The organism is Streptomyces changchenzhani, from assembly GCF_039766235.1.
In the GTDB taxonomy this organism is placed as follows: Bacteria; Actinomycetota; Actinomycetes; order Streptomycetales; family Streptomycetaceae; genus Streptomyces.
Genome location: NZ_JBDHNH010000022.1, coordinates 1 through 22566, shown reverse-complemented (window position 1 = coordinate 22566; position 22566 = coordinate 1). Strand labels below are relative to the sequence as shown.

The following is a 22566-nucleotide window of genomic DNA, read 5'->3' as shown; positions in this document are numbered from 1 at the left end:
CCACCATCGTAGCGCCGGGCAGGTGTCCATCCCCGCGCTACGGGACGGGAACCGATGAGTTCGGGAATCTGGCGCCAAGTCCTGTCCGCCCTCTCCAGCGAGGGCCACGACGATGCCGAACGCGAACGGCTGCTGGCCCTGGGCGCCGCCGAACTGGCCCACGCACGCAGCACCAGCGGCGAGCCCGTCACCACAGCAGATGTCCGGCGCATCGCCTACGAGGAGTTCTCACTCCTGATCGACGACACCCAGGCCCGCGCCGCCCTGCGCGAGCGCCGCAGCACCCGAGGGTGACCGAAGTGGCACTGAGCCGTTAGTCCTGCATGACCACGATGACCCTGCAGCCCGTGCCGGGCATCGAGAGCTCCGACGAATCGGTCCGCTCACCCGACCCCGAGCCGATCTACACGGCCCTGACCACACAGTGGTCCGCTGCCGGACGCCTGGTACCCGGCCAGCACGACCCCGAATGGAGACACCTGGCCGGTCACACTCCATGGCCGGACCGATAGACCGGCGTGATGCGACGGCACCCCTCGCCCTCGCCCCACGCCAAGGCCGGCAGCCTCGGACGCCTGCCCGGCCACACCGAGGCTGCCGGACCGGCCGGTCAATGGTTGGTCCCCACCGGTCCGGCAGCCCCCACCCCAACGAGTGAGTCCGGACCACCGGGCGCGCAGGTAACAGCAGGTATGAACACCGACACAGACCCCGTACCTGCCTCCGTGCGCCGAATCATCGGCGGCATCGCCGAGGCCGTTCGCGCCGGAGACGACTCCCGTATCCGGGTCCTGCTCGAACGGCTCGCCCAAGTCGCTGACACCGACGCTCTTCTGCTGCTGCGGCACCAGCTCAATCAGGACCTGGGCCGGGAGCCGCCACACTCGTCTCGAACGTCGGACAGGACGCTTGCCCGGGACTGAGCGGCATCCACCACGGAAGGTCCCCGCACGGCCCCGGCGAAGCTGCGAGAGGCCCTCCCGCTCGGCTTCCGTCACGAGCCGGGCCATCGGGCCAACGCCGCTGCCGCCGGGGAACGGGCAGGTGCACCCACCCACATCCCGCTCAACGACCTACCGGCTGTCGGTGTACGGACTTGTGTGGCCAGCCCGGTACGCGCGAACGTCCTTGGGCTGCTTTGGTCGCCGTATGGCCGGGGCTGGCCGATAGCCAGCCAGCCCCGGGAGAAGGCGGTCGGCCCCGGGTGGGGCGTAGCCCCATCGCGCAGCGACGCCCGTGGGGCGCACTTGCCGGATCGTCGTTTCCCGGCCCCTGGGGAGTCGGGTGGCCCCGGCTTCACGACCTGCGCACGATCACCTTCAGGGTGGGGACGTATCGCTGTACCTCACTGGCCGCGTAAGTGCGGACGCCGACACTTGGGGCCGGCGAGGGGCCGCTGGGCCGGGTGCGGAGGCCAGGCGGAGGGCGCAAACGGGTCGCGGATCTCGACCCGGGACTGCGTCCGGCCCTGCTGGCACTGGTCGAGCCGGACGAGCGCGGAGACCCGATGTCGCCACTGCGGTGGACGCTGAAGTCGACCCGCGCCCTGGCCCGGGAGCTGACCCGGGCCGGGCACCAGGTCAGTGCCGACACCGTCGCCGACTTGCTGCGGGAGGAGGGCTTCAGTTTGCAGGCGAACGCCAAGACCCTGGAGGGCGGCCAGCACGGCGACCGGGATGCCCAGTTTTGCTATCTCAACGAGCAGGCCCGCGGACACCGGGATGCCGGGCAGCCGGTGATCAGCGTGGACACCAAGAAGAAGGAACTCGTCGGAGATTTCAAGAACAGCGGCTGCCAGTGGCGGACAGAAGGTGATCCGGTGCGTGTGGGCGTCCATGACTTCGCCGATCCGCAACTGGGCAAAGCCGTCCCCTACGGGATCTATGAAGTTCCCCCTGTGAGCTGGACAGCTTGATACTGGGACGGATGGTCCCGGAGGAAGCAGTCACAGGTAGTGAGCAAGAAGAGCAATACGAGTAAGCGGTATACGGCCGAGTTCAAGCGGGACGCGGTTGCCTTGGCGTTGTCCTCGGAGAAGACGGTCACCGAGGTCGCGAGGGATCTGGGCGTGAGCCCGGAGGGGCTGCGCGGGTGGGTGAAGCAGGCGAAGATCGACCGCGGCGAGGGGCCCGCCGGGGCTTTGGCCACTGCGGAGCGTGAGGAACTGGTCCGGTTGCGGCGGAAGGTCCGCGAACAGGAGGCGACGATCGAGGTCCTGGGAAAAGCGACCGCCTTCTTCGCTCAGAACAAGATGAAGTAGACACCGCGGCACGGTGCCACTTCATCGATGCGGAGAAGGCTTCGGAGGGTAATCCCGCAGGTCACAGCGTTTCGTTTCTGTGCCGTGTGCTGGGAGTGCCCCGCTCCGCCTACTACGCGCGCATGGCGTCAGGGCCGGGTCGCGCGGTGCGGGAGCGGAACGAGGAGGTGCTGGTGGGCGAGATACGGGTGCTGCATGCCGGCTCGCGCGGCGCCTACGGGGCCCCGCGGGTCCACGCCGCCCTGCGGCGGGCCGGGCGGGTGGTGAACTCCAAGAAGGTCGAGCGGCTGATGCGCAAGCACCGGATCGTCGGGATCACCCGCCGCCGGAGAGGCGGCCTGACCCGGCAGGCGAAGCGGGCGGTGTTCGCCCTCGACCTGATCGGCCGGGACTTCACCGCGCCCCGGCCCGGTATGCGCATGGTCGGCGACATGACCGAACTCATGACGCTGGAAGGGAAGTTGTATCTGGCGACCTGTATCGATCTCGCGACGCGGGAGGTAATCGGCTGGGCGATGGCTGACCACCATCGTGCCGAGCTGCCGGTCGCTGCCCTGCGGATGGCGGCCGGACGTGGCGGCCTGGAGCACCGGTGCATCATGCACACGGATCGTGGCAGTGAATACACGAGTGACGAATTCCGCACCGAGATACGCGAGTTGCGGATGAGGCAGTCGATGGGACGCGTTGGCTCTTGTTACGATAACGCCGCTGCGGAAAGCTGGTTCGCTCTCCTGAAAGCGGAGATCGGGACGGCTGTCTGGGAGACTCGCGAGGCGGCCCGGGCCGACGTTTTCCGCTACATCGAGGTTGAGTACAACCGCAGCCGGCTCCGCCGACACCCCGACTACGGATACGTCACCCCGCTCGCAACGAGATCCCTGCTCAGGCAGAACCTCGCCCCAGCAGCGTAAACACCCGCTGTCCAGCCCGCGGGGGGAACTTCACCCTGTTCGAGTAAGCGCTTCATATCTGGCCGAAACCCCGACTCCCCCGCAGCAACGCAGAGGCCAATCCCCCACCCGTATCCGACGAACCCTCAAGCGACAGATCGCGACCATCAACTGGGCCACCCAGGCACCTCGCAGAGCGCCTCGTAAGGTGCCTTGTCCTGGAGCGCATCCGTGGGGCCCGGGATGTCACCCGTCGCGCTCGGGTCGTCCGTTCATGAGCGCGACCAGGCGCAGCGGCTTCCTCGCCGGTGGCGCTTCGCCAGATCGGGCTGAGGGGGCCGTGCTTCTGGAGCCTGGAGCGCCGCGGGCGTGGTCCAGTGCGCTGTGGAGTTGGTGGTGGCCGGGCCGTCGCCGATGCAGGCTGAACATGCCTCGACGGCGGGTGTCGGAGGCGGTCATCGTGCGGACATCCGCGATGGGCAGGGAGTAGCCCCGCTGGCCCGTGAGCATCCAGCAGTCGTGCAGGGCGTGGAAGAGGAACTGCACCCCGTGGCTGGCCGGGCCCGGGGCAATCCTCTCGGTCGGCCACCCGCCTTCGGTGGTGTCGGTTGGGGGCCCGGCGGGGGCCGGCCGTACAGCGGCGGGCGGCGCTGCTGGAGGTGCGGCGCGCAATACGCTGAATTCACCCGCCGGATCATCCGCAAGGTCGGCGGCGTCCAGCGGGTGGCGAAGATCCTCGGCAACACGGGTCCTGGCTGCAGCGCCTGGACCGCCTACCGGAACCGTCCCTGCGCGTGCGGGCTGCACCTCAGCGACCTGCTTCGCAGCACTCAGAACATGGTCAGACTCCACACTTTCGCCGACTGCGACAAAGGCCCTAAAACCCTATGGTGGCGCGCAGGTTGGGACGGGTGGCTCGATCTCTTGACCACCGTGACCTGCCCGTGTTCGGGCGAGGACTGCCTGCTTCCGCCTCCGAACTCGGAGGGTTTCCTGCCCTCGCCACACATGGCCGGTGCAGTCCATGCCGGGCGAGCGGCCTGAGCTGATCGCCGCCGGGGCGCTGATCCTGGCGGCCATCGCCGCCTCGTGCTGGGCCTACCGCCAAGGATGATCACGACCTGACATCGATGTGATCACTCGTAGGGGCGTGGGGAAGACAGCCTGCTACCTGGTGGATACGGTGTAAGGAACGCGTCAAGAGCTGGCGCGCGGTGTGCCGGGAAGTCTGGTCGGCGTCCTGGGGGCAGTGTGCCCTCTTTCGTCGACACTCCCGGAGGACCACTGCCATGGCCGGCACCCGCTCCCCCTTTCTCGGTCTGCTGCCGCTTCCCGAACGGCAGGCGATCAGCCGGGCCCTGCGCACCGAGACCGTCGGCGGCCTGGTCCTCCTCGGCGCTGCGGTCCTCGCACTGATCTGGGCGAACAGCCCGTGGAGCGGGGCCTACACGGCTGTACGCGACTTCCACTTCGGGATACCGGCCCTCGGCCTGGACCTGTCCGTGGGGCACTGGACCGCCGACGGGCTGCTGGCCGTGTTCTTCCTCGTGGCCGGAATCGAGCTGAAACGCGAGCTGGTCGTCGGAGAGCTGCGCACCCCGGCCACCGCCGCGCTGCCCGTCGTCGCGGCATTGTGCGGGATGGCCGTACCCGCCGCCCTCTACCTGGCCACCACCGCGGCGGGCGGCGGCAGCAGCGCGGGCTGGGCGGTCCCGATGGCCACCGACATCGCCTTTGCCCTCGCGGTCCTGGCGGTGCTGTCCACGCACCTGCCCGCCGCACTGCGCGCCTTCCTCCTCACCCTCGCCGTGGTCGACGACCTCGGCGCGATCCTGATCATCGCGGTGTTCTTCACCTCCGACCTGAACCTGTGGGCACTCGCCGGAGCTATCGCGGGCCTGGTGCTCTTCTACCTGCTCCAGCGGCTGCGCGTACGCGGCTGGTGGTGGTACGTGCCGCTCGGTGTGGCGATATGGGCGCTAATGTACAACGGCGGTGTCCACGCAACCGTCGCCGGCGTAGCCATGGGCCTGATCCTGCGCACGACCCGCGACGTGGGCGAGGACGTTTCGCCCGCCTCGCGGGTCGCGCACCTGGTGCACCCGTTCTCCGCGGGCATCGCTGTTCCGCTGTTCGCGCTCTTCGCGGCGGGGATGAGTGTTTCCGGCCCGGCTCTAGGCGCGGTGTTCACCGACCCGGAGCCTCTTGGCGTGGTGATCGGCCTGGTGGCCGGCAAGACGCTGGGGATCTTCGCCGGAACGTATCTGGCGGCCCGCTTCACCCGCGCCCAGCTCAACCCCGACCTCGCCTGGGCCGATGTCCTGGGCCTTTCGGTGCTGGCCGGGATCGGGTTCACCGTCGCCCTGCTTATCGGGGAGCTAGCCTTCCCGGGCACCGGGACCGGCGAGCACGTCAAGGCCGCCGTCAAGGCCGCCGTCCTGGTGGCCTCGCTGGTCGCGGCTGTCCTCGCCGCGATCCTGCTGCGCCGGCGCAACGCCGTCTACCGGCGCCTGTACGAGGCGGAGAACCTCGACGCCGACGACGACGGCATCCCCGACATCTACCAGACGGCGAAGACCGAGGGCACCGCAGCGGGCGCGGACGGGAAGCACGCCTGATGGCCGGTGGGGACGCGTCACCGCTGGCACCGGTCATTGTCATTGCCGCCCTGGTCATCCGCACCGCGCTCACCGAGCTCCGGCACCCCGGCAGTGCCCGGCGCCAGTGGGCGTTCGCCACCCGCCCCCGGGCGATGGCGGCCGGTGCGACGGCCGCCGCGGCCACGGTCTTGATCGGCGGATCCCGCTACGGCTGGGCTGCGGCCGCCTGGGCCCTGCTCATCGGGGCACTCACCGCCTTCCTCACCGGCCGCGACACCCCGGCGGCCCCCGCAACCCGCCCGTGCAAGGAGCAGCGGATGTCGGGACGGATCGGAAGAGTGATGGCAGCCGTCGGCGCGCCTCTCACCGTGGCCGGGGTGGCGATGTATTTCCTGCCCGGGCCCGGCACCCCCGTACTCATCACCGGCCTGGCCCTGCTCGTCACTGGCCTCGTCATGGCCCTCGCCGCCCGGCGGTAGAACCCCGCTCGGCATCGCTTGCATGCCCCGACACCCCCGACAGGAGTGCCACGACGATGATCTGGCAGTGGACCGGCCTGACCCTCTTCTCCCTCACCTTCCTGCCCGCCGGGATGGCGATGGCGTCCGGCTGGGCACCGGACCGTATGCGTGCCCGGCTCACGCCGGTACGCGCCCACGGCTGGGCCCTCCTCGCCCTCCACGCCGTAGCGCCCCTGAAGGCGATTCCGCGCCTGGCCGGGGCCTCCCGGCAGGTGGGTCTGGCCTTGACCGCTCTCGCCGGGATCGTCGCGGTGCCCGGATGCCTACTGGCCGGACTGGCCCGACTCGGCACAGCCAAGAGCGGCGCCCGGTGACTTCGAAGGCGCTCTCGTGGGCTTCGGCAGGGTCCGTCATCGGCTGGTGGGCGGTCCTTACCGGCATCCTCTGGCTCGCGGGCACCGCTCTCGCGGGCCCCGCACCGCTTGGTGGGTGCGCGACTTCCGCTGCTGTCCTGGTCGCGGTGGGCGAGGCAGGTGACTGGGTGCGGCGACGCTGGACGGCTCGGCGGGGCAGCCGGCCGCCGCGCTAGCAATCGCGGACCTATCCGCACCGCAGAGACCGGACCCGTTTTGGTCCTGCGTCTTGTCCGGCGTGATTCGGCGCGAGTATCTTCACCATCGGTGTGCCGGGAAGTCTGGTCGGCGATTAGGGGCCTTGTGCCCGCCGTGCCGATTCTGGAGGCCCGCATGGTCTCGCCCGCTTTCCGTACGGAATCCCTGACCAAACGCTATGGCCGCGTCCTGGCTCTGGACGGGCTGGATCTGCATGTTCCGGCCGGCGAGGTGTTCGGCTTCCTCGGCCCCAACGGTGCCGGCAAGTCCACCACCATCCGGCTGCTGCTGGGACTGGCCCGCCCCACCTCCGGACGGGCATCGATCTTCGGCACCGACGCGCGCGACGTGGCTGTGACGCACCGGCGCCTGGCGTACGTGCCGGCCGATGTCGCGTTGTGGCCCCAGCTCACCGGCGCCGAGATGCTTGAGCTGCTGGCGCGCACGGGCCCCGGCACCGACCGTTCCTACCGGGATGAGCTGGTCGATCGGTTCGACCTCGACCTGTCCAAACCGGGCCGGGTGTACTCGACAGGTAACCGGCAGAAGGTGGCGCTGGTGGCGGCGTTCGCCACCCGGGCGCCTCTGCTCGTGCTGGACGAGCCGACCAGCGGCCTGGATCCGCTGATGGAACGCGAGTTCCGCCGCGCGGTCCGCGAGGCCCGGGACAACGGCCAGAGCGTGTTCCTCAGCTCCCACCAGCTCGCCGAGGTCGAGGCCGTCTGCGACAAGGTCGCGATCCTGCGCGCCGGACGGCTCGTCGATGTCGCCACCGTGACGGAGTTGCGACGGCTGCACCGCACGGAGGTGACGGCGCACTTCAACGGCACGCCACCGGACCTGGCCCAGGTGCCCGGGGTAGAGGCGGTCGAGGTGACCGGCGCTGCCTCCGTGCGATTCACCCTCACCGGACCTCCGGGGCCTGCACTCCAGGAACTGGCGGCGGCGGACGTGGTCAGCCTCGCGGTGCGCGAACCCTCGCTGGAGGAAATCTTTCTCGGCTACTACGGCGGGACGCAGCAGTGACGGCCCTCAAGCCTGCGGCCCAGCGCACCGACCCCGCTCCAGGAGCGGGACGGGCGGTGACGGCTCTGGCTCTGCGCCAGACCAGGCGCGGCGCGCTCGTCACGGCCGCTCTGGTGGCTGGGATGTCAGCGGTGGCGGTGGCCGCCCACCACAGCACCGTCAAGGACCCGGCGGATGCCGCAGCCCTTAAAGCACTGGCGGGAAACCCGGCGATCCGCACCCTGTTCGGCGAACCAATCGCGCTGGATGACGCCGGCGGGTTCGCCGTGTGGCGCACGGGGACGGCATTGGCGGTGGTGCTCGCGGTCTGGGCGCTGCTCGCCGCAACGCGGATCACCCGAGGTGAGGAAGACGCCGGCCGGTGGGACGTCCTGCTGGCGGGGCGGGTGCCGGCCACCACCGTGGTGGCACGCCACATCACCATCCTGGTGTCGGCCTGCCTCCTTGCGGGCGCGGCCGCGTTCGCCGGCCTGATCGCGGCCGGTGCGGCTGCGGGCGGCGCCGCAGTGCACAGTGCCGGCCTGGCATTGTGTGGTGTGTTCTTCGCTGCGGTGGGCGCTATGGCCGCCCAGGTGTTCGCGACGCGATCCTCGGCCAGCGGCGCAGCGGTGGCGGTCCTCGGCATCAGCATGCTGCTGAAAATGGCCGGGGACGGTGTCGCCGCTTTGGGGTGGCTGCGCTGGCTGTCGCCGTTCGGTCTGACGGCACTGTCCCGCCCGTATGACGGAAACCGGCTGTGGCCACTGGTGATCCTGTTCGCCGCCTGCCTGGTGCTTGCCACCGGCGCCGCGGCCGCGGCCGGGCGCCGTGACATCCGCGGCGGATACCTGCCCTCCCCCTCCGGCCGGGCCCCGCGTAGGTGGCTGCTCGGCTCGGTCCAGGCGTTCGCGGTACGGCGGCTGTTGCGGCCAGTGGCCGCCTGGTCAGCGGGTGTCAGCGCCTACTACCTGCTCATCGGGGTGCTGGCCCTGTCCATGACGGACTTCCTCGCCGATAACCCGCGCTTCGCCAACCTCGCCGCACAGGCCGGCTTCGCCGGGCTCGGCACCGTGAAGGGATACGCCGCCACGCTGTTCGCGCTGCTGGCCGTCCCGGCAGGAGCCTTCGCCGCGGCCCGACTCGCCACGCTCGCCGCCGACGAATCCGACCGTCGGCTGACCCTCCTGTTCGCCCAGCCCCTCAACAGAGCGAAGCTACTCATCGGCGAGATCGCCGCCGCGCTCGGCGGCGTCATCGTCATCACCACCGTGGCCGGCCTCGCCACATGGAGCGGAACAAAAGCCGTCGGTGCCGACCTCGGCCTCACCGACGCGCTGTCGGGGGCGTGGAATGTGCTGCCGATCGCGCTTCTGTGCCTGGGCGCCGGTGTACTCGCGCTGGGCTGGGCTCCGCGCGCGGTCACCGTCATCGGATCGCTTCCAGCAGCGGGCGGGTTCCTGCTGAAAGTCATCGCCGACAGTGCCGGATGGCCGGCTTGGGTTGGCCACCTGTCTCCGTTCGCGCATCTGGCCGCTGTACCCGGCGTCCCCGTCAACTGGCCCGCGGTCTTCTTGATGACGGCCGCCGCCACGCTCGCCGCAGCCGCTGGCGTCGTCGGCTACCAGCTGCGCGACCTGCGCACCTGACCGTGTGAAGGTCGTGGGTCCGGGCTACTGGAGTTCGCTGAAGCGTTCGGTTGCCCGGATGCGACCAGCAACGATGATCGTGTCGTTGGTGCGGGCCCAGCGGAGCGGGCGATCTCCCGCACGGAGATGTCCAGCCCAGTCTGCTCGAGGCCGAGCCGGCCGGGCAGCACGGTCAGGTAGAACCAGCCGAGCGGGGAGAACGCGATCACCGCGATCACCGCGAACACTGAGTTCAGCACGACGAGGACGGCGGCGGCCTCGCGGTCGCCGCAGGCCAGCTCGTTCCAGATGATGACCATGGCGATGCCGCGGGGAGGCCGACGATGATCAGGCTGGCAATGCTCGGGGACCAGATCACTCACCACCACCGCGTCGATCACCGTCGGGTTCGCCACGGCGGCCTGCTTCTTCTCGTCGGCGCCTACGTCGCCCACTACGGCTGGTACGAGATCCGCGTCCAGGGCGACGCAGCTACCCAAGACGCCGCCATCGGTGCGGCCAGCGCCCTCCAGCGGACGATCGCCGACACGCTCGAAGGAAGCGGCCCGGCCATCCCTAACGACGTCGTCGCCCTTCTTGCGACCGGGCTCGGTCCGCGCAGCAAAAGCATCCGTCGTCAACGCCAGCGGTAGCGACTGAGCACCACGCGGGCGCGCCGATCGCATCCAAAGGTGCCGCTCGTGGCCCACATGCGGCTTCGCCGACAGCCCCGCAGCCTGCGCGATGGCAGGGGCACGAACAAGCACTCCCGTCTGCGGTCGTTCCCGCTTTGCCGCACATAAGGGCGATTCGGTTTTCAGATGATAAATGCGGGTAAATCTTCTAAAAGTTCTGTGGGTACATACCCATGGACCGGGAGCCCGAGAGGAAGAGTCGACCGCTGCCGCGCGCCGGTGCTGGGCAGGAGGAGGACCAAATGGATCCTTGGCTGATCTGGCTGGTCACCGGAGCCGTCCTGGGTGTCGCGGAGATTTTCACCCTCACCGCCGCGCTAGGAATCCTGGGGGTGGCGGCGCTGGCCACCGCCGGGACCGCGGCGCTCGGGCTTTCGCTCCCCCTGCAGTTCGCGGTGTTCACCGTCGTCGCGACCGTCAGTGTGCTGTTCGTGCGTCCTCTGGCCCTGCGTCGTCTGCCCGGCCCTCAGACCGAACGGTTCGGCGTCGACGCGCTGGTGGGCCAGGCCGCCCGCACTGTCTCGGAGGTGACGGGCCTGGATGGCAGGGTCCGTATCGGGGGTGAGGAATGGACAGCCCGCTGTTACGACGAGACACAGGTGATTCCCCCTGGTGCGATCGTCGACGTCATGGAGATCCGTGGCGCCACCGCGTTCGTCTATCCCCGGGAGTGAGCCATGGAAGTCTCGGCGCTACTCATAGCCGGCGTGATCGTCGCTCTGCTCGCGGTCTTCACGGTGCTGCGGGCGGTGCGCATCGTGCCACAGGCCCGCGCCCGCAATGTTGAACGCCTGGGCCGCTACCGCCGCACGCTGAAGCCCGGCCTCAACCTCGTCATTCCGTACATTGACCGGGTCTATCCGCTGATCGACCTGCGGGAACAGGTCGTCTCCTTCCAACCGCAACCGGTCATCACCGAGGACAACCTGGTCGTCGAGATCGACACCGTCCTCTACTTCCAGGTCACCGATCCACGAGCAGCCGCCTACGAAATCGCGGACTTCCTCCACGGAGTCGAGCAGCTCACCGTGACCACCCTGCGCAACGTCGTCGGATCCATGGATCTGGAAAAGACGCTCACCTCCCGCGACACGATCAACAACCAGCTCCGCGGTGTCCTGGACGAGGCCACCGGGAAGTGGGGACTGAGAGTCAACCGAGTGGAGATCAAGGCAATCGACCCGCCGCAGTCCATCAAGGACGCGATGGAAAAGCAGATGCGGGCCGAGCGGGACAAGCGGGCAGCGATCCTCGGGGCCGAGGGGCAACGCCAATCGCAGATCCTCACCGCCGAAGGCGACAAGCAGTCCGCAGTCCTCCGCGCAGAGGGCAACCGCACCGCCGAGATCCTCAAGGCCGAGGGCCAGGCCCGCGCCGTCGACGAGGTGTTCCAGGCCGTGCACCGCAACGACCCCGACCCCAAACTGCTCGCCTACCAGTACATGCAGATGCTGCCCCAGCTCGCACAGGGCCCCGGCAACACTTTCTGGGTCATCCCCAGCGAGGTCACTTCGGCACTCGAAGGCGTGTCCCGGGCCTTCGGTCAGACTCTGCCCCCGTCGCCGGCCACCCGCGAGAAGTCCTCGGACGGCAGGGCAGCAGAGGCCGCCGACGACGCGGCGCAGGCCGCGGAAGCCGCCGCAGAGGCCCTCGCCGACGCGGCCGGCACCGCCTCCAATACCCCATTCGGCCTACTCTCCGACGACAGACGAGAGCCCACTGATCGGCCACAGTGAACCTGATCCGCGGAAAGGCGGCCAGAGAACTGGACATGTCCGTGCTACCAAAACCACCGAGCCTGCGCAGCACGGGCTTCATGCAGACCGAGCCCAAGAAGTCCCGCTTTGAAGCCGCGTGAAGTCCGCTGCCCCGTTCGTTCATGCGGCGGCTCTTCGGCACGCGTTTCGGCCTCCGAGGCTGAATCAGTCTTCCGACGGGCGGTGATCCATCCACTTACGCCACGAGGAGGCCGGTGAGGCCGACCCACGCGCTCGCGGCATTATCCGGCGGCCCGCCATCCCACGACGCCGAGAAGCAGAGCTGGCACCAGCCCCACGCGCATCGCTCGGCCGTCGCTGACGAAGGCTCACTCCCGGCGCGCGCTGTCCGGCTCCCACATCTCCACCAGCGCAGTTCTGATCACCAGGGTGGCGGCCACGAGTGTCAGGGTCATCACGACCGGGCCGCACAGCGCTCCCCTTGCACGTCAGTGCCCGTCGGCCGTTTCCCCGGTCGGCGCGGCGCTGGTCCGTTGGTAGACATCGGGGATGCCGTCGGCGTCGTCGTCCCGGTTTTCCTCCTCGTACAGGCGGCGGTAGATCACGTCACGGCGTTTGAGCAGCAGGGCGGCCAAGACGGCTGCGATCAGTGATCCGATGAGGACGGCGGCCTTGATCTGTGTGGCGGCGGCCGGGTCGGGGAAGGCAAGCTCGCCGATCAGCAGCGCGACGGTGAAGCCGATTCCGGCCGATACCGCGAGCGCGAACACATCGGCCCAGGCGAGGTCCGGATTCAGCCGGGCGCGGGTGAAGCGGACAGCCAGGTAGGTGCCCGCGAAGATCCCCAGAATCTTGCCGACCACCAGACCGATCACCACACCGAGCGGCTCCGGCTGGGTGAAAACCTCGCCCAGGGACGCGGCCGAGACACCCACGCCTGCGGCGAAGAGTGCGAACAACGGCACGGCGATCCCGGCCGAGACCGGATGCAAGAGGTACGACGTGCGCTCAGCAGGTGACGCGGTCTCGTTCTTGTCGCGCTTGGTCCGCAAAATCAGGCCCATCGCCACTCCGGCGACAGTCGCGTGGACGCCGCCGTTGTACATCAGGGCCCAGATCGTGATGCCGAGCGGGGCGTACCACCACCAGCCCTTCACGCGGTATCGCTGCATGACGTAGAAGACGAACAGCCCGGCGAATGCCCCGGCGAGGGCCGCGAAATTCAGACTGCTGGTGAAGAAGATCGCGATGACGACGATCGCGCCCAGGTCGTCGACCACGGCGAGGGTGAGCAGAAAAGCGCGAAGCGCGGAGGGCAGGTGGGTGCTGAGAACCGCGAGGACGGCGAGCGCAAAGGCGATGTCGGCGGCCATCGGTACCGCCCAGCCGTTCAGGCTGTTACCCCCGCCGACCGTGACGGTGGCGACGTACAGCGCGGCAGGCACGACCATCCCGCACAACGCGGCGACGACCGGCAGAGCTGCCGTGGCGGGAGTTCGCAGCTCGCCCACGACCAGTTCGCGTTTCAGCTCGATGCCCGCGACCAGGAAGAAGATGCTGAGCAGGCCGTCGGCCGCCCAGTGCTGCACCGAGAGATCCAGGCCGAGCGCCGGTATGCCGAAGTGGAAGTCGCGCAGCTGTTCGTACGCTCCGCTCCACGGAGTGTTCGCCCACACCAGCGCCACCACGGCCGCAGCGAGCAATACCAGCCCGCCGACCGTCTCGGTTCGCAGCGCCTGGGCCACAGCCGTGCGCTCCGGCAGTGGCAGAAGACCGAGGAAGGGCGAACGCTCGCGCGGCGCGTCAGCCATAAAGGAATCTCCGGGGCATCGACTTGTGGGCCCAGGGCCCCAGGGACGCCGAGCAGACTTCCCTGCACACGGCGCATCCGGTGCCGCCGGTTCCGGCGGCCATCGACGCGTTCTTTGCCCGTACCCGGTTCTCCACAGTCCGACCAGGAGCCGTTTCACCTGGTGAAACGCATGAAAAAGCGGGTCCGTACACACCAAGGCGCGAGGTGTGTACGGACCCGCTCAGGAGCCTGCCACGGGGAAGGTCAGATGGTGGTCTTCGCCGGCTCGTGGTCTTCGTCGGCCTTGGGCGTCTCGCCGGCGTTACGGGCACGGACGAACTCCAGGAAGGTGTTCAGTTCGCGCTTGACGACCGGGGCGAGCAGGTACAGGCCGATGATGTTGATGACCGCGAGCATGAACAGCACCGCGTCGGCCATGTCGATGAGGGTCTGCAGTGTCAGCAGCGACCCGGCGACCGCGAAGAGGGTGTAGAGCACCTTGTACGTGAGCTCGCTGGCCTTGCTGCGGCCGAAGAGGTGCGTCCACGCCTTGAGGCCGTAGTAGCCCCAGGTGAGCACGGTGGAGATGGCGAAGAGCAGCACCGCGACCGTGAGGATGTACGGGAACCAGGGAAGCACCGTGGCGAAGGCGTCCGAGGTGATCGTCACGCCGCCGATCGAGTCTCCGGCGCGGGCCTCGCCCCAGCTTGCGGGGTTGGCGATGACGATGGTCAGCGCGGTCATCGTGCAGATGACGACGGTGTCGATGAACGGCTCCAGCAGGGCCACCAGGCCCTCGCTGGCGGGGTGCTTGGTCTTGACCGCGGAGTGCGCGATGGGGGCCGAGCCGAGACCCGCCTCGTTGGAGAACGCGGCCCGCTTGAAGCCGATGATCAGCGCACCGAGTACACCGCCCGCAACACCCTCGGGGTTGAAGGCGCCCTCGATGATCGTGCCGACGGCCGCGGGGAGTTCAGTGACGTGCACGAGGATGACAACCAGGCAGGCGGCGATGTAGATGGCGGCCATGGCCGGGACGAGCCGGCTGGTGACGGAGGCGATGGAACGGATGCCGCCGAGCAGGACGATACCGACGAGCGCGGCGATCAGGACACCGAAGAACAGCGCGCCTGCCGAGGAGCCCATGGCGCCGTCCTCGCCGCCGGTGACGGAGACGAGCTGGGCGTAGCTCTGATTGACCTGGAAGAGGTTGCCGCCGAAGAGGCCGAAGAAGAGGATCATGATGGAGGCCAGGACCCCGAGGACCTTGCCGAGGGTCTTGCCGCTCTTCCCGAAGCGCTCGGCGAGGCCCTTGGGCAGGTAGTGCATGGGGCCGCCGGAGACGGTGCCGTCGGCGTGCACCTCGCGGTATTTCACGCCGAGCGTGACCTCGACGAACTTGGTGGCCATGCCGAGCAGGCCGCACAGGATCATCCAGAAGGTGGCACCGGGGCCACCGATGGAGACGGCGACGGCCACACCGGCGATGTTGCCGAGACCGACCGTGCCGGAGACGGCGGCGGTCAGCGCCTGGAAGTGGTTGACCTCGCCGGCCGACCCCTTCTCGTCATACTTTCCTCGGACCACGTCGATGGCGAGCCGGAACTTGCGCAGCTGCACGAACCCGAACCAGCCGGTGAAGACCAGACCGGCGACCACGAGCCAGGCCACGATGAGCGGAATTTCCGTACCCCCGACGGGGACGGCGTAGAAGACGACCTCGCCGAGCCACTTGGCTATGGGCTCGAAAAAGCCGCTGACGGCTTCGTCAACGGACTTGGTGAAGGAGTCGAGTGACACGTTGGCTACCTCGGTGGCGCAGGGGACCGGCGCGTGGGAGGTCGCGCCGGATGATGTGCGGTCTTTGGGTGAACACCGATGTCCGATCGGCGCCCCTGGGCGTGCGGCCCGCGGACTCGGCCCGCGGTCACCCGGGTCGTGCTGCCGGCGCGTGTCGGCATTCCGCCCTGCGGCGGTGTGGGGGCCGTATGCGGAGTTGCGCAGTTCTACCACGCGCTTTACGAGATCTTTAGTGACCCACATCACATAACCGTTGGTCGTAATGAAACCGACAGGAAGCGTGACCGGACCGTTATTCGCCTATGAGACTCCGCTCATCGGACACAGCCACCTGGACCAGTGTCCTCGCGCCGGGTGGATCCCCGGACGGTCTGCCGCGTCAGAGTTCCTGACCCGGCCAATTCAGCAGGCGGGCCCCGACGACAGCCGTTTGCAGGGTGTAACGGTGGACAGGGTCACCCGGGTCGGCTCCCGTGAGCTTGTGGATCCGGTCGAGCCGGTAGGTCATCGCCCGTACGCTCAGGGACAGCCGCCGGGCGGCCTCGGCTGCCACGCAGCCCGTGTCGAAGTACGCGGTGAGGGTCTCGATGAGCGGCTGCGCTCCCCCGCGGGCCTGCTGGAGGGGCCCGAGCACGCTGTGGACGAGGTCGGCCATCGCCTGTCGGTCGCGGGTGAGCACCGGGTAGACCAGGAGGTCCGAAGCGCGCAGGACAGAGTCCTCCATGCCCATGCGCGCGGCCAGGTCGAGAGCGTTGAGCGCTTCCTCGTAGGAGTGGACAACTCCGCCGACGCCGGGATGGGCGCGCCCGATGGCCACCCGGCCGCCGTCGGTCGCCGCGTACGCCTGCTTCGCGAAGAAGTCGAGCACATCGGCTTCGTCCCCCGGCGCGACGCAGATCAGTCGGCCGTTCTTCGTGGTGAGCAGGATGCGACGGTCTCCGAAGCGGGCCGCGAGGGACGACTCGATCCGGCGAGTGACCGGGTAACCGTCGTCGTACGGCTCGTCCCCCTGCGCCACAGCGACCGCGTGGGCGTGGGACAGCAACAGGCCGAAGCGTTCGGCCCGTTCGGCGAGGCGGCCGAGATCGCTGCGCCCGTGGAGCAGGTCGTCGATGAACTCCCGCCGGGCGGCCTCCTCCTGGCGTACGGCCAGACGCTGCGCCCGTTCGTAGCCCTCGGCGAAGGCGTCCACGGCCTGCGCCACGGCGGCAAGCAAATGGTCGGCGGCGCGGCCCCGCAGGGTCGGGCGAACGTCTTGAGCGGAGGAGAGATGCGCACGGACCAGGGCGCGCAGTCCAATGCCGGCCTCCGCTGCCCGCTCGCCCCGTGCACGCAGCGCCGCGAGTTCGTTCCGGGTAAGCCTCCGGCCCGTTTCGCAGGCGCCGCTCAGAATCAGGGCGTACCCCTCCAGGTGTTCCTCGGATATGTCCCGCTCCGCCACGGCCCTCCCCGTTCCTGACCCGCCATGACGCCTTCCTGGCGCGCGCCTCAAGGGTGACACGTACGCGCTGACAGGCGTCCACCGACATCAAGGGAGCGTAAAGATTGCCGGTGGACGGCAATACGACAGTCACTCAGCCCTACCAGCATGAGCGGACCGGGGGCAGGCACACCACAACACTGCCCGGTCCCGGAAGCAGACCAACGTTCAAGGGGGATGAACCATGCCCGAGTTCCTGCATGCCGCCACCACCTTCCCCGTGGCAGTGTTCACCGCGGCCCTCATCGTGGTCCTCGGCTTCTGGTGATGCTCGGGGCCGTCGCCTCCGACAGCTTCGACGCCGATGTGGACACGAGCGCGCTCAGTCTCGGCGGCGTGCCCGTCTCGGTGTCGGCGTCGCTGCTGATCACTCTCTCCTGGTTCTTCAGTCTCACCGGGCCCGTACTCCTCGCCCGCACCGCAATGCCAGGCACCCTCCTGCGGCTGCTCGGCGCTGCCCTGCTGTGCGTCTCCCTCGCCGGCTCCTGGTGCCTGACACGGATACTCGTACGCACGCTGGCGAAGCTCTTCCCCGATGAACCCGGGCCGTCCCGGCTTGACTTCGTCCGACCTGGCGGAAGCACCGAACGCCACCGCCCGCAAGGAAGTAGAAAAGATCAACTTTGCACTGGCGGCCGGCAACAACACCCTGCTCTAACTCGACGACATCCAGCACACCTCACCGGAACTGCTCCAGAAGTTCATCCCACTGTGCGACGCGATCAACGGCCACGACCTGCGCAGCAAGCGCTTCGCCGTCTGCATGGCGGGAAACCCCTACACCGAGTCCGGACAGCGCTTCCAGGTCCCCGACATGCTCGCCAACCGCGCCGACGTGTGGAACCTCGGCGACGTCCTGACCGGCAAGGAGGACATCTTCGCTCTCAGCTTCGAGAACGCCCTCACCTCCCACCCGGCACTCGCTCCCCTCGCCGGGCGTGAGCGCGCCGACCTCGACCTGCTGGTACGCCTCGCCGCCGGGGATCCCTACGCCCGCCGGGACCGGCTCACCCACCCGTACCCGCCGGCCGAGCTCGACCGCGGCCTCGCGTCTCACCGCGCGCGAGACGGTCCTGGCCGTCAACAAGGCGTACCTCGCCTCCGCCGCCCAGTCCGAAGCCACCCGCACCGAACCGCCCTTCCAACTTCAGGGTTCGTACCGCAACATGAACAAGATCGTGGCCCGCATCTCCCCCGTCATGAACGACGATGAGCTGGCCGCCGTGATCGACGACCACTACTGGCTCAGGAGGTGGCGGGGGTCCGCGGCTCGTGTGATGGCCGTTTCGACGGCTGCGACCCGGTCGGCGAGCAGGTTGAGCGTGGCCACCGCCCGGCCGAGAGAGACGTCTTCCGAGCTGCCCTTGTCGCGGACGTACGCCGATGTGATGTCGTTCCAGCGAGCGGCCTGTTGCTCGGTGAGCGTGCCGGGCTGCCAGCTTGAGGAGGTTGGTCTCGGCTCCGGTGGTAAGGGGTCTGGGCCTCGCCGGTGCCCACCCGGCCGACACGCGGCCCGCCCGGGAGCGGCCCGGACGGATGACCCATAAGCTGCTGTCAGGTGCGCCGGGAAGCCTGGTCGGCAAGTGGACATCCCCTGCCCTGGAGCCGCCCGATGCCGCATTTGCCACGCCCGCGCCGGTCGCGTCGTCCGGGCACGGTAGTCGTGAGACTGCGCGGCCGGATCGACGCGCGCAGCGCCGAGCACACGGGCCGTACGCTCGCCGACGCCCTGGGCACCTCCCCGAACATTCTCGAGGTCGACCTGTCAGGCGTGGAGCACCTGAGCGCCGACGGCACCGGCGCCTTCTTCACAGGGCTCAGGGCGGCTCGGTCGCGTGGGTCGCGGTTGGCCGTGACCCACGCGCCTCCGCAGGCGGCCATGATGCTCAACCGGGTCGGACTGCTGCGACTCCTGAGCGCCGACGAAGGGCACGGCACCACAGGCTCATGACGTTCCGGGGGAGGAAAACGTGGCAAAGCCGGTGAACGCTTCAATAGGGGAGACGTGGATCTACTGCCTCATCTGCGAGAGCAACCAATTCCGGGTACGGCAGGTGAAACTCAGAGGTCGTTTTTTCCCAATGTTTCATTCTTGAATGTGGTGTTCGTCCTGTGGTGTCGGGTCGCGCCAGGAGATGGTCGTCTCGTCGGTGAGGCGGCGGGCCATCAGGTCGGTCATGGCGAGGTGGATCATGGCTTCGGAGCGGGCTGGCAGAGCCTCGTAGTCGCGGGCCAGGCGGCGGTGGAGCATCAGCCATCCATAAGTCCGCTCGACCGCCCAGCGTTTGGGGATCGGGGTGAACCCTCTGGTCCCGGGCCTGCGCGTGGTGATTTCCATGTCGATGCCGAGTGTGGCGGCGTGCTCGATGAAGTGCTTGCGGTAGCCGCCGTCCAACCAGGTCTTGCGGATCGTGGGGTGATCGGCGGAGACCCGGCCGAGCAGGTGGATGCCGGCGATCGAGTCCTGGACGCTGGCCGCGGTGACCAGGGTGCCGCCGAGCGCGGTCAGAACGGGCTGGTCTTGGCGGTAGTGGACGGAGAGGGCTCCGACGAGCGTTGGGCTCTGGTCGAGCCCGTGATCTCGGCCTGGAAGACCCAACGCCCCTCCGTCTCCCGGCACCCCAGTCCGCCAGCGGAAGCCTTCGATCACAACGCCAACCCCGAAACGGGCATCGACTCACATACCGCCCTCTGACACCCCCGGCAATTACTGGGTACGTCGACCTTGTATTCGCAAAACGATGATTGCTACCAGGGACAGGCAAGCGATCACTAGCGCGGACCACCAGATGCCTGGAACGTCCATAGCGTTGGGAGAAACGATAATTAGAGCTACTACGGAGACGATCAGCAGGAGAACCGCTGACGTGTGGCTTCTTTTCTGACGCATCGAGTCCTTCCGGATTAGGTTTTGTGTGGGGACCGGGACTCTACCCCCACACAAATCCGTCTTTCACATCAACATGCATTGTCGTCGTAAATCCCGCACGCGACCGCTCCAACAAAAGCTGCCTGACTGACGGCCAGACCTATCCCTGCGGCTACCCCCAGAGAAGCACCACCGGTTGGAATCGCCGTGATTAGGGCGACCGCTGCGAATGCTGTCGCCACAGTGTCGAATCCCGTCCACAAGCCTGTGGGGTCGGTGTTGTTGACCGGGTCGGCGGCGGCGTAGAGGTACGGGTTGGCTTCCTGTCCGGAGGGGTCGGGCTGCGTGAAGCGGCCCAGGGTGGGGTCGTAGTAGCGGGCGCCCATCTTGTACAGCCCCGTCGCATCCGCGTACGTGCCGGCGTAACGATATGGCTGGGCGATCTTCTCCGTCGGGGTCGTGCGTGCCTGCCCCGTGGGGCTGTAGGCGTAGGTGTGGGTGCGCTCGCCCGCTTCGTCGACCAGGCCCAGGACATTGCCGGTCGCGTCGGTGAGGTAGTAGTAGCTCTTGCCCCCGGTGCGCATGGAGTTGAGAGTGCCCGCTGGTTCGCGGATGAATCCGGTGTCGGCCCCGTTCGTCGTGGAGCCGGCCAGGCCCAGCGCGGTGTTGTGGAACCAGGTGTCGCCGAGCTTGGTGCGCTCATCATTGGTCATGCCCGCGTGAACCAGGTCGCGGGCCGTGCCCCCGGTGGTGATCGAAGTGAGCTGGCTGAAGTCGCCCCACGCCTCGCTGGTCCGGGCCGTCGTGGTCGCGGCGGCCGTTTCGTTGCCCGCCTTGTCATACGACCAGCCCGTCGTGCTGCCGCCCTTCGCGGTCAGCTGCGAGGCGTCGTTGTACGTGTACGTCGGCGCCGCCGGGCAGGCCGTCGCCGCGGTCGTGTCCTGGTGGGTGAGGTTGCCCGCCTTGTCCAGGCAGTAGCGCCAGGACGCCTTCCGGACACCCGCCGCGTCGGCTTCCTGCGCGTACGTCAGCCGGTTCTGGGTGTCGTAGCTGTACGCCGTCGTCAGCTTGGTCGCGTTGTCGGTGCGCGTGCGGATCTTCGTGCCGTCGGTCTTGGCGTCCGTGCCGTAGCCGTAGGTGTACTTCAGGTCGATGAGCGTTGTCGCCCCGGAGGCTGCCTTGATGGCGGTGGGGCGGCCGGAGTTGTCCAGGGTGACACTCTGCGTGGTGCCACTGGGGTAGGTGGTCTTGGTGCGCTTGTCGTTGTTGTTGTACTCGAAGGTGGTCTTCTTGCCCTCCGGGTCCGCGAGGTGCTCGAGGCGGCCCGCGGCGTCCCAGAGGTAGTCGGTCGTGCCGTTGGGGTCGGTGTACTGCTCAACCTCCCCGCCCGGCGCATACCCCAGCGCCGTCTGCACGCCGTTCTGCAGAGTGCGCGTACTCTCCCGGTTCAGCTTGTCGAAGCTCCACTTGGTGATACCCGACGCGTCGCCGCGGTAGGTGAGGTTGCCGTCGCCGTCGTAGGCGAAAGTGACCGTCCGGTTGGTGGAGGAGACCTCCTTGACCCGGTCACGGCTGTCGTAGATGTAGACGCTTTTGATGCCGCGCCCGTCGATGGCCGTCTCGGGCCGTCCCAGCGCGTCATACGTGTATGCCGTCTCCCCCAGCGGGGCCGGCGGCTTGACCTTCGACAGACTGCCCTTGGCGTCGTAGGTGAACGAGGTGACCTTGTCGTTGCGGTCCTTGGCCGTGCACCGCTGGCCCTCGAAACCACCGCACGTGGGCGATGCCTTGTTGTACGTGTACGACAGGGAGGTCCCCGCCCCACCACTCGCGGTTGTCGCGGTCGATGACAGGGTGTTGCCGCTGGCGTCGTACGCGAACGTGTCCTTGCGCCCGTCCGGGGCGCTGAAGTCCTTCGGCAGGTCGGTGCCCGCGACCGTCTGATACGCCGAGACTGCCGCCGTCGCCCCGGTCGGCAGCTTCGCCGAAGACGGATTGTTGCGCGCGTCCCACCCGTAGGCGACGACGTTGCCGCCGGTGCCGCCCGTCCCGGTGCCCATCGCATCGACCGCCGTCTGCACCAGGTGCGCCTTGTACGTGCTGGCGCGGTTGTGACCGAGCGGGTCGGTGACCTTGGTGATCTCACCGTCCGCGTTGTGCGTGTGAACGGTCTTGTCGCCGTCCGGGTCGGTGGCCGTCGTCGTTCCCGCCGCGGACGGGGACGCCCCCGAGTAGGCGTAGGTCCACGTCGGCCCGTGGTGCCGGCGCAGGGACGTGACCCGGTTCTCCTCGTCGTAGGTGAGCTGCGTCGTGGTGCCCTCCGGCGTGGTGATCCCGGTGAGCCGGCGCGAGGAATCGTAGTCGAAGACCGTCGTCTTACCGGCCGTGTCCGTCGAACGGGCCAGGTCACCGGCCGGATTGAGGTCGTAGACGGCGCTACGGCCGGTGTGGTCCTTCGCCTGCCACTGCGAGGCATCGGTCTTCACCAGGTCGATCCACCGGCCCGAACGCGTCTCCGTCAGCTTGAAGCCCTTGTTCTCGCCGCCCGCATCATGCTGGCTGATGGTGATCGTGCCGTTGTTGCGGTCGGTCACCTTCGTCAGGGTGCCGTGCTCGTTGTACGTGTCCTTCGCACCCGACTTACGGGTCGTCAGCGTGTACGTGCCGTCCGCGTTCTTCTTCAAGTCCTTCGAATAACCCGTCGGCGTGGTGTACGTGCCGTCGGCCTTCTTCGAGAAACGCACCGCGTCCCCGGTC

General features: G+C 68.4%; 19 protein-coding genes and 4 pseudogenes. 16 read left to right on the top strand and 7 right to left on the bottom strand.

From position 1 onward, the window contains the following. Positions 1-54 precede the first annotated feature (54 nt). The 11 genes and pseudogenes from ABCR94_RS37705 to ABCR94_RS37655 all read left to right on the top strand — a co-directional run bounded on the left by ABCR94_RS37705 (position 55) and on the right by ABCR94_RS37655 (position 9476). The gene (locus ABCR94_RS37705) at positions 55-294 is read left to right on the top strand and encodes a hypothetical protein (RefSeq protein WP_347125901.1); all 240 of its coding nucleotides are present in this window, start codon (positions 55-57) and stop codon (positions 292-294) included. Between the two features lie 38 nt (positions 295-332). Continuing rightward, complete coding sequence (locus ABCR94_RS37700; RefSeq protein ID WP_347125900.1) at positions 333-512, top strand: hypothetical protein; 180 nt, start codon at positions 333-335, stop codon at positions 510-512. A 180-nt stretch (positions 513-692) separates the two neighbouring features. Beyond that, on the top strand, positions 693-923 hold the full coding sequence (locus tag ABCR94_RS37695; RefSeq protein ID WP_347125899.1) for a hypothetical protein: 231 nt from the start codon (positions 693-695) through the stop codon (positions 921-923). A gap of 452 nt (positions 924-1375) precedes the next feature. Then, positions 1376-1891 (top strand): annotated as a pseudogene (locus tag ABCR94_RS37690) (ISAzo13 family transposase); the annotation flags it as partial. Between the two features lie 63 nt (positions 1892-1954). After that, positions 1955-2260 (top strand): transposase, encoded by a 306-nt coding sequence (locus ABCR94_RS37685; protein ID WP_347125897.1) that lies wholly within the window; start codon positions 1955-1957, stop codon positions 2258-2260. A gap of 23 nt (positions 2261-2283) precedes the next feature. Continuing rightward, a complete protein-coding gene (locus ABCR94_RS37680; RefSeq protein WP_347125967.1) occupies positions 2284-3174 on the top strand; it encodes an IS3 family transposase in 891 nt (296 codons plus the stop codon). A 1268-nt stretch (positions 3175-4442) separates the two neighbouring features. Beyond that, complete coding sequence (nhaA, locus tag ABCR94_RS37675) at positions 4443-5771, top strand: Na+/H+ antiporter NhaA (RefSeq protein ID WP_347125896.1); 1329 nt, start codon at positions 4443-4445, stop codon at positions 5769-5771. After that, the gene (locus tag ABCR94_RS37670) at positions 5771-6232 is read left to right on the top strand and encodes a PGPGW domain-containing protein (protein ID WP_347125894.1); all 462 of its coding nucleotides are present in this window, start codon (positions 5771-5773) and stop codon (positions 6230-6232) included. Before nhaA (ABCR94_RS37675) ends, ABCR94_RS37670 begins: the two co-directional genes overlap by 1 nt. Before the next feature lie 56 nt (positions 6233-6288). Beyond that, positions 6289-6588: a hypothetical protein gene (locus ABCR94_RS37665; protein WP_347125892.1), complete on the top strand. Its 300-nt coding sequence runs from the start codon at positions 6289-6291 to the stop codon at positions 6586-6588. A gap of 372 nt (positions 6589-6960) precedes the next feature. After that, entirely contained in the window at positions 6961-7851 is an 891-nt protein-coding gene (locus ABCR94_RS37660; RefSeq protein ID WP_347125890.1) for an ABC transporter ATP-binding protein, read from the top strand. 56 nt (positions 7852-7907) lie between these two features. Beyond that, on the top strand, positions 7908-9476 hold the full coding sequence (locus ABCR94_RS37655) for an ABC transporter permease (RefSeq protein ID WP_347125889.1): 1569 nt from the start codon (positions 7908-7910) through the stop codon (positions 9474-9476). 101 nt (positions 9477-9577) lie between these two features. Here ABCR94_RS37655 and ABCR94_RS37650 read toward each other — a convergent pair. Next, positions 9578-9807 (bottom strand): annotated as a pseudogene (locus ABCR94_RS37650) (ACR3 family arsenite efflux transporter); the annotation flags it as partial. Between the two features lie 7 nt (positions 9808-9814). Between ABCR94_RS37650 and ABCR94_RS37645 the strand changes: the two are divergent. From ABCR94_RS37645 to ABCR94_RS37635, 3 genes are all read left to right on the top strand, one after another. Further along, entirely contained in the window at positions 9815-10108 is a 294-nt protein-coding gene (locus ABCR94_RS37645) for a peptidylprolyl isomerase (protein ID WP_347125887.1), read from the top strand. Positions 10109-10392: 284 nt separating this feature from the next. After that, the gene (locus tag ABCR94_RS37640; protein WP_347125886.1) at positions 10393-10824 is read left to right on the top strand and encodes an NfeD family protein; all 432 of its coding nucleotides are present in this window, start codon (positions 10393-10395) and stop codon (positions 10822-10824) included. A gap of 3 nt (positions 10825-10827) precedes the next feature. After that, positions 10828-11886 carry an SPFH domain-containing protein gene (locus ABCR94_RS37635; RefSeq protein WP_347125884.1) on the top strand — a complete coding sequence of 353 codons (1059 nt, stop codon included), beginning with the start codon at positions 10828-10830 and terminating at the stop codon, positions 11884-11886. Positions 11887-12356: 470 nt separating this feature from the next. Here ABCR94_RS37635 and nhaA (ABCR94_RS37630) read toward each other — a convergent pair whose 3' ends face one another. The 4 genes from nhaA (ABCR94_RS37630) to ABCR94_RS37615 all read right to left on the bottom strand — a co-directional run bounded on the left by nhaA (ABCR94_RS37630) (position 12357) and on the right by ABCR94_RS37615 (position 17335). Then, the gene (gene nhaA / locus ABCR94_RS37630; RefSeq protein ID WP_347125882.1) at positions 12357-13679 is read right to left on the bottom strand and encodes a Na+/H+ antiporter NhaA; all 1323 of its coding nucleotides are present in this window, start codon (positions 13677-13679) and stop codon (positions 12357-12359) included. Positions 13680-13924: 245 nt separating this feature from the next. Continuing rightward, entirely contained in the window at positions 13925-15460 is a 1536-nt protein-coding gene (locus ABCR94_RS37625) for an alanine/glycine:cation symporter family protein (RefSeq protein WP_347125881.1), read from the bottom strand. Positions 15461-15839: 379 nt separating this feature from the next. Then, positions 15840-16901 carry a PucR family transcriptional regulator gene (locus ABCR94_RS37620; RefSeq protein WP_347125879.1) on the bottom strand — a complete coding sequence of 354 codons (1062 nt, stop codon included), beginning with the start codon at positions 16899-16901 and terminating at the stop codon, positions 15840-15842. Between the two features lie 281 nt (positions 16902-17182). Further along, positions 17183-17335 carry a hypothetical protein gene (locus tag ABCR94_RS37615; RefSeq protein ID WP_347125878.1) on the bottom strand — a complete coding sequence of 51 codons (153 nt, stop codon included), beginning with the start codon at positions 17333-17335 and terminating at the stop codon, positions 17183-17185. A 161-nt stretch (positions 17336-17496) separates the two neighbouring features. Between ABCR94_RS37615 and ABCR94_RS37610 the strand changes: the two are divergent. Then, positions 17497-18487, top strand: a pseudogene (locus tag ABCR94_RS37610) (DNA repair ATPase); the annotation flags it as partial. Positions 18488-18603: 116 nt separating this feature from the next. Beyond that, the gene (locus ABCR94_RS37605; protein ID WP_521978713.1) at positions 18604-18891 is read left to right on the top strand and encodes an STAS domain-containing protein; all 288 of its coding nucleotides are present in this window, start codon (positions 18604-18606) and stop codon (positions 18889-18891) included. A gap of 135 nt (positions 18892-19026) precedes the next feature. Here the strand turns inward: ABCR94_RS37605 and ABCR94_RS37600 are convergent. After that, a pseudogene (locus ABCR94_RS37600) lies at positions 19027-19533 on the bottom strand (transposase); the annotation flags it as partial. Positions 19534-19898: 365 nt separating this feature from the next. Further along, a partial coding sequence (locus tag ABCR94_RS37595; protein WP_347125875.1) for an RHS repeat-associated core domain-containing protein occupies positions 19899-22566 on the bottom strand: 2668 nt, incomplete at its 5' end.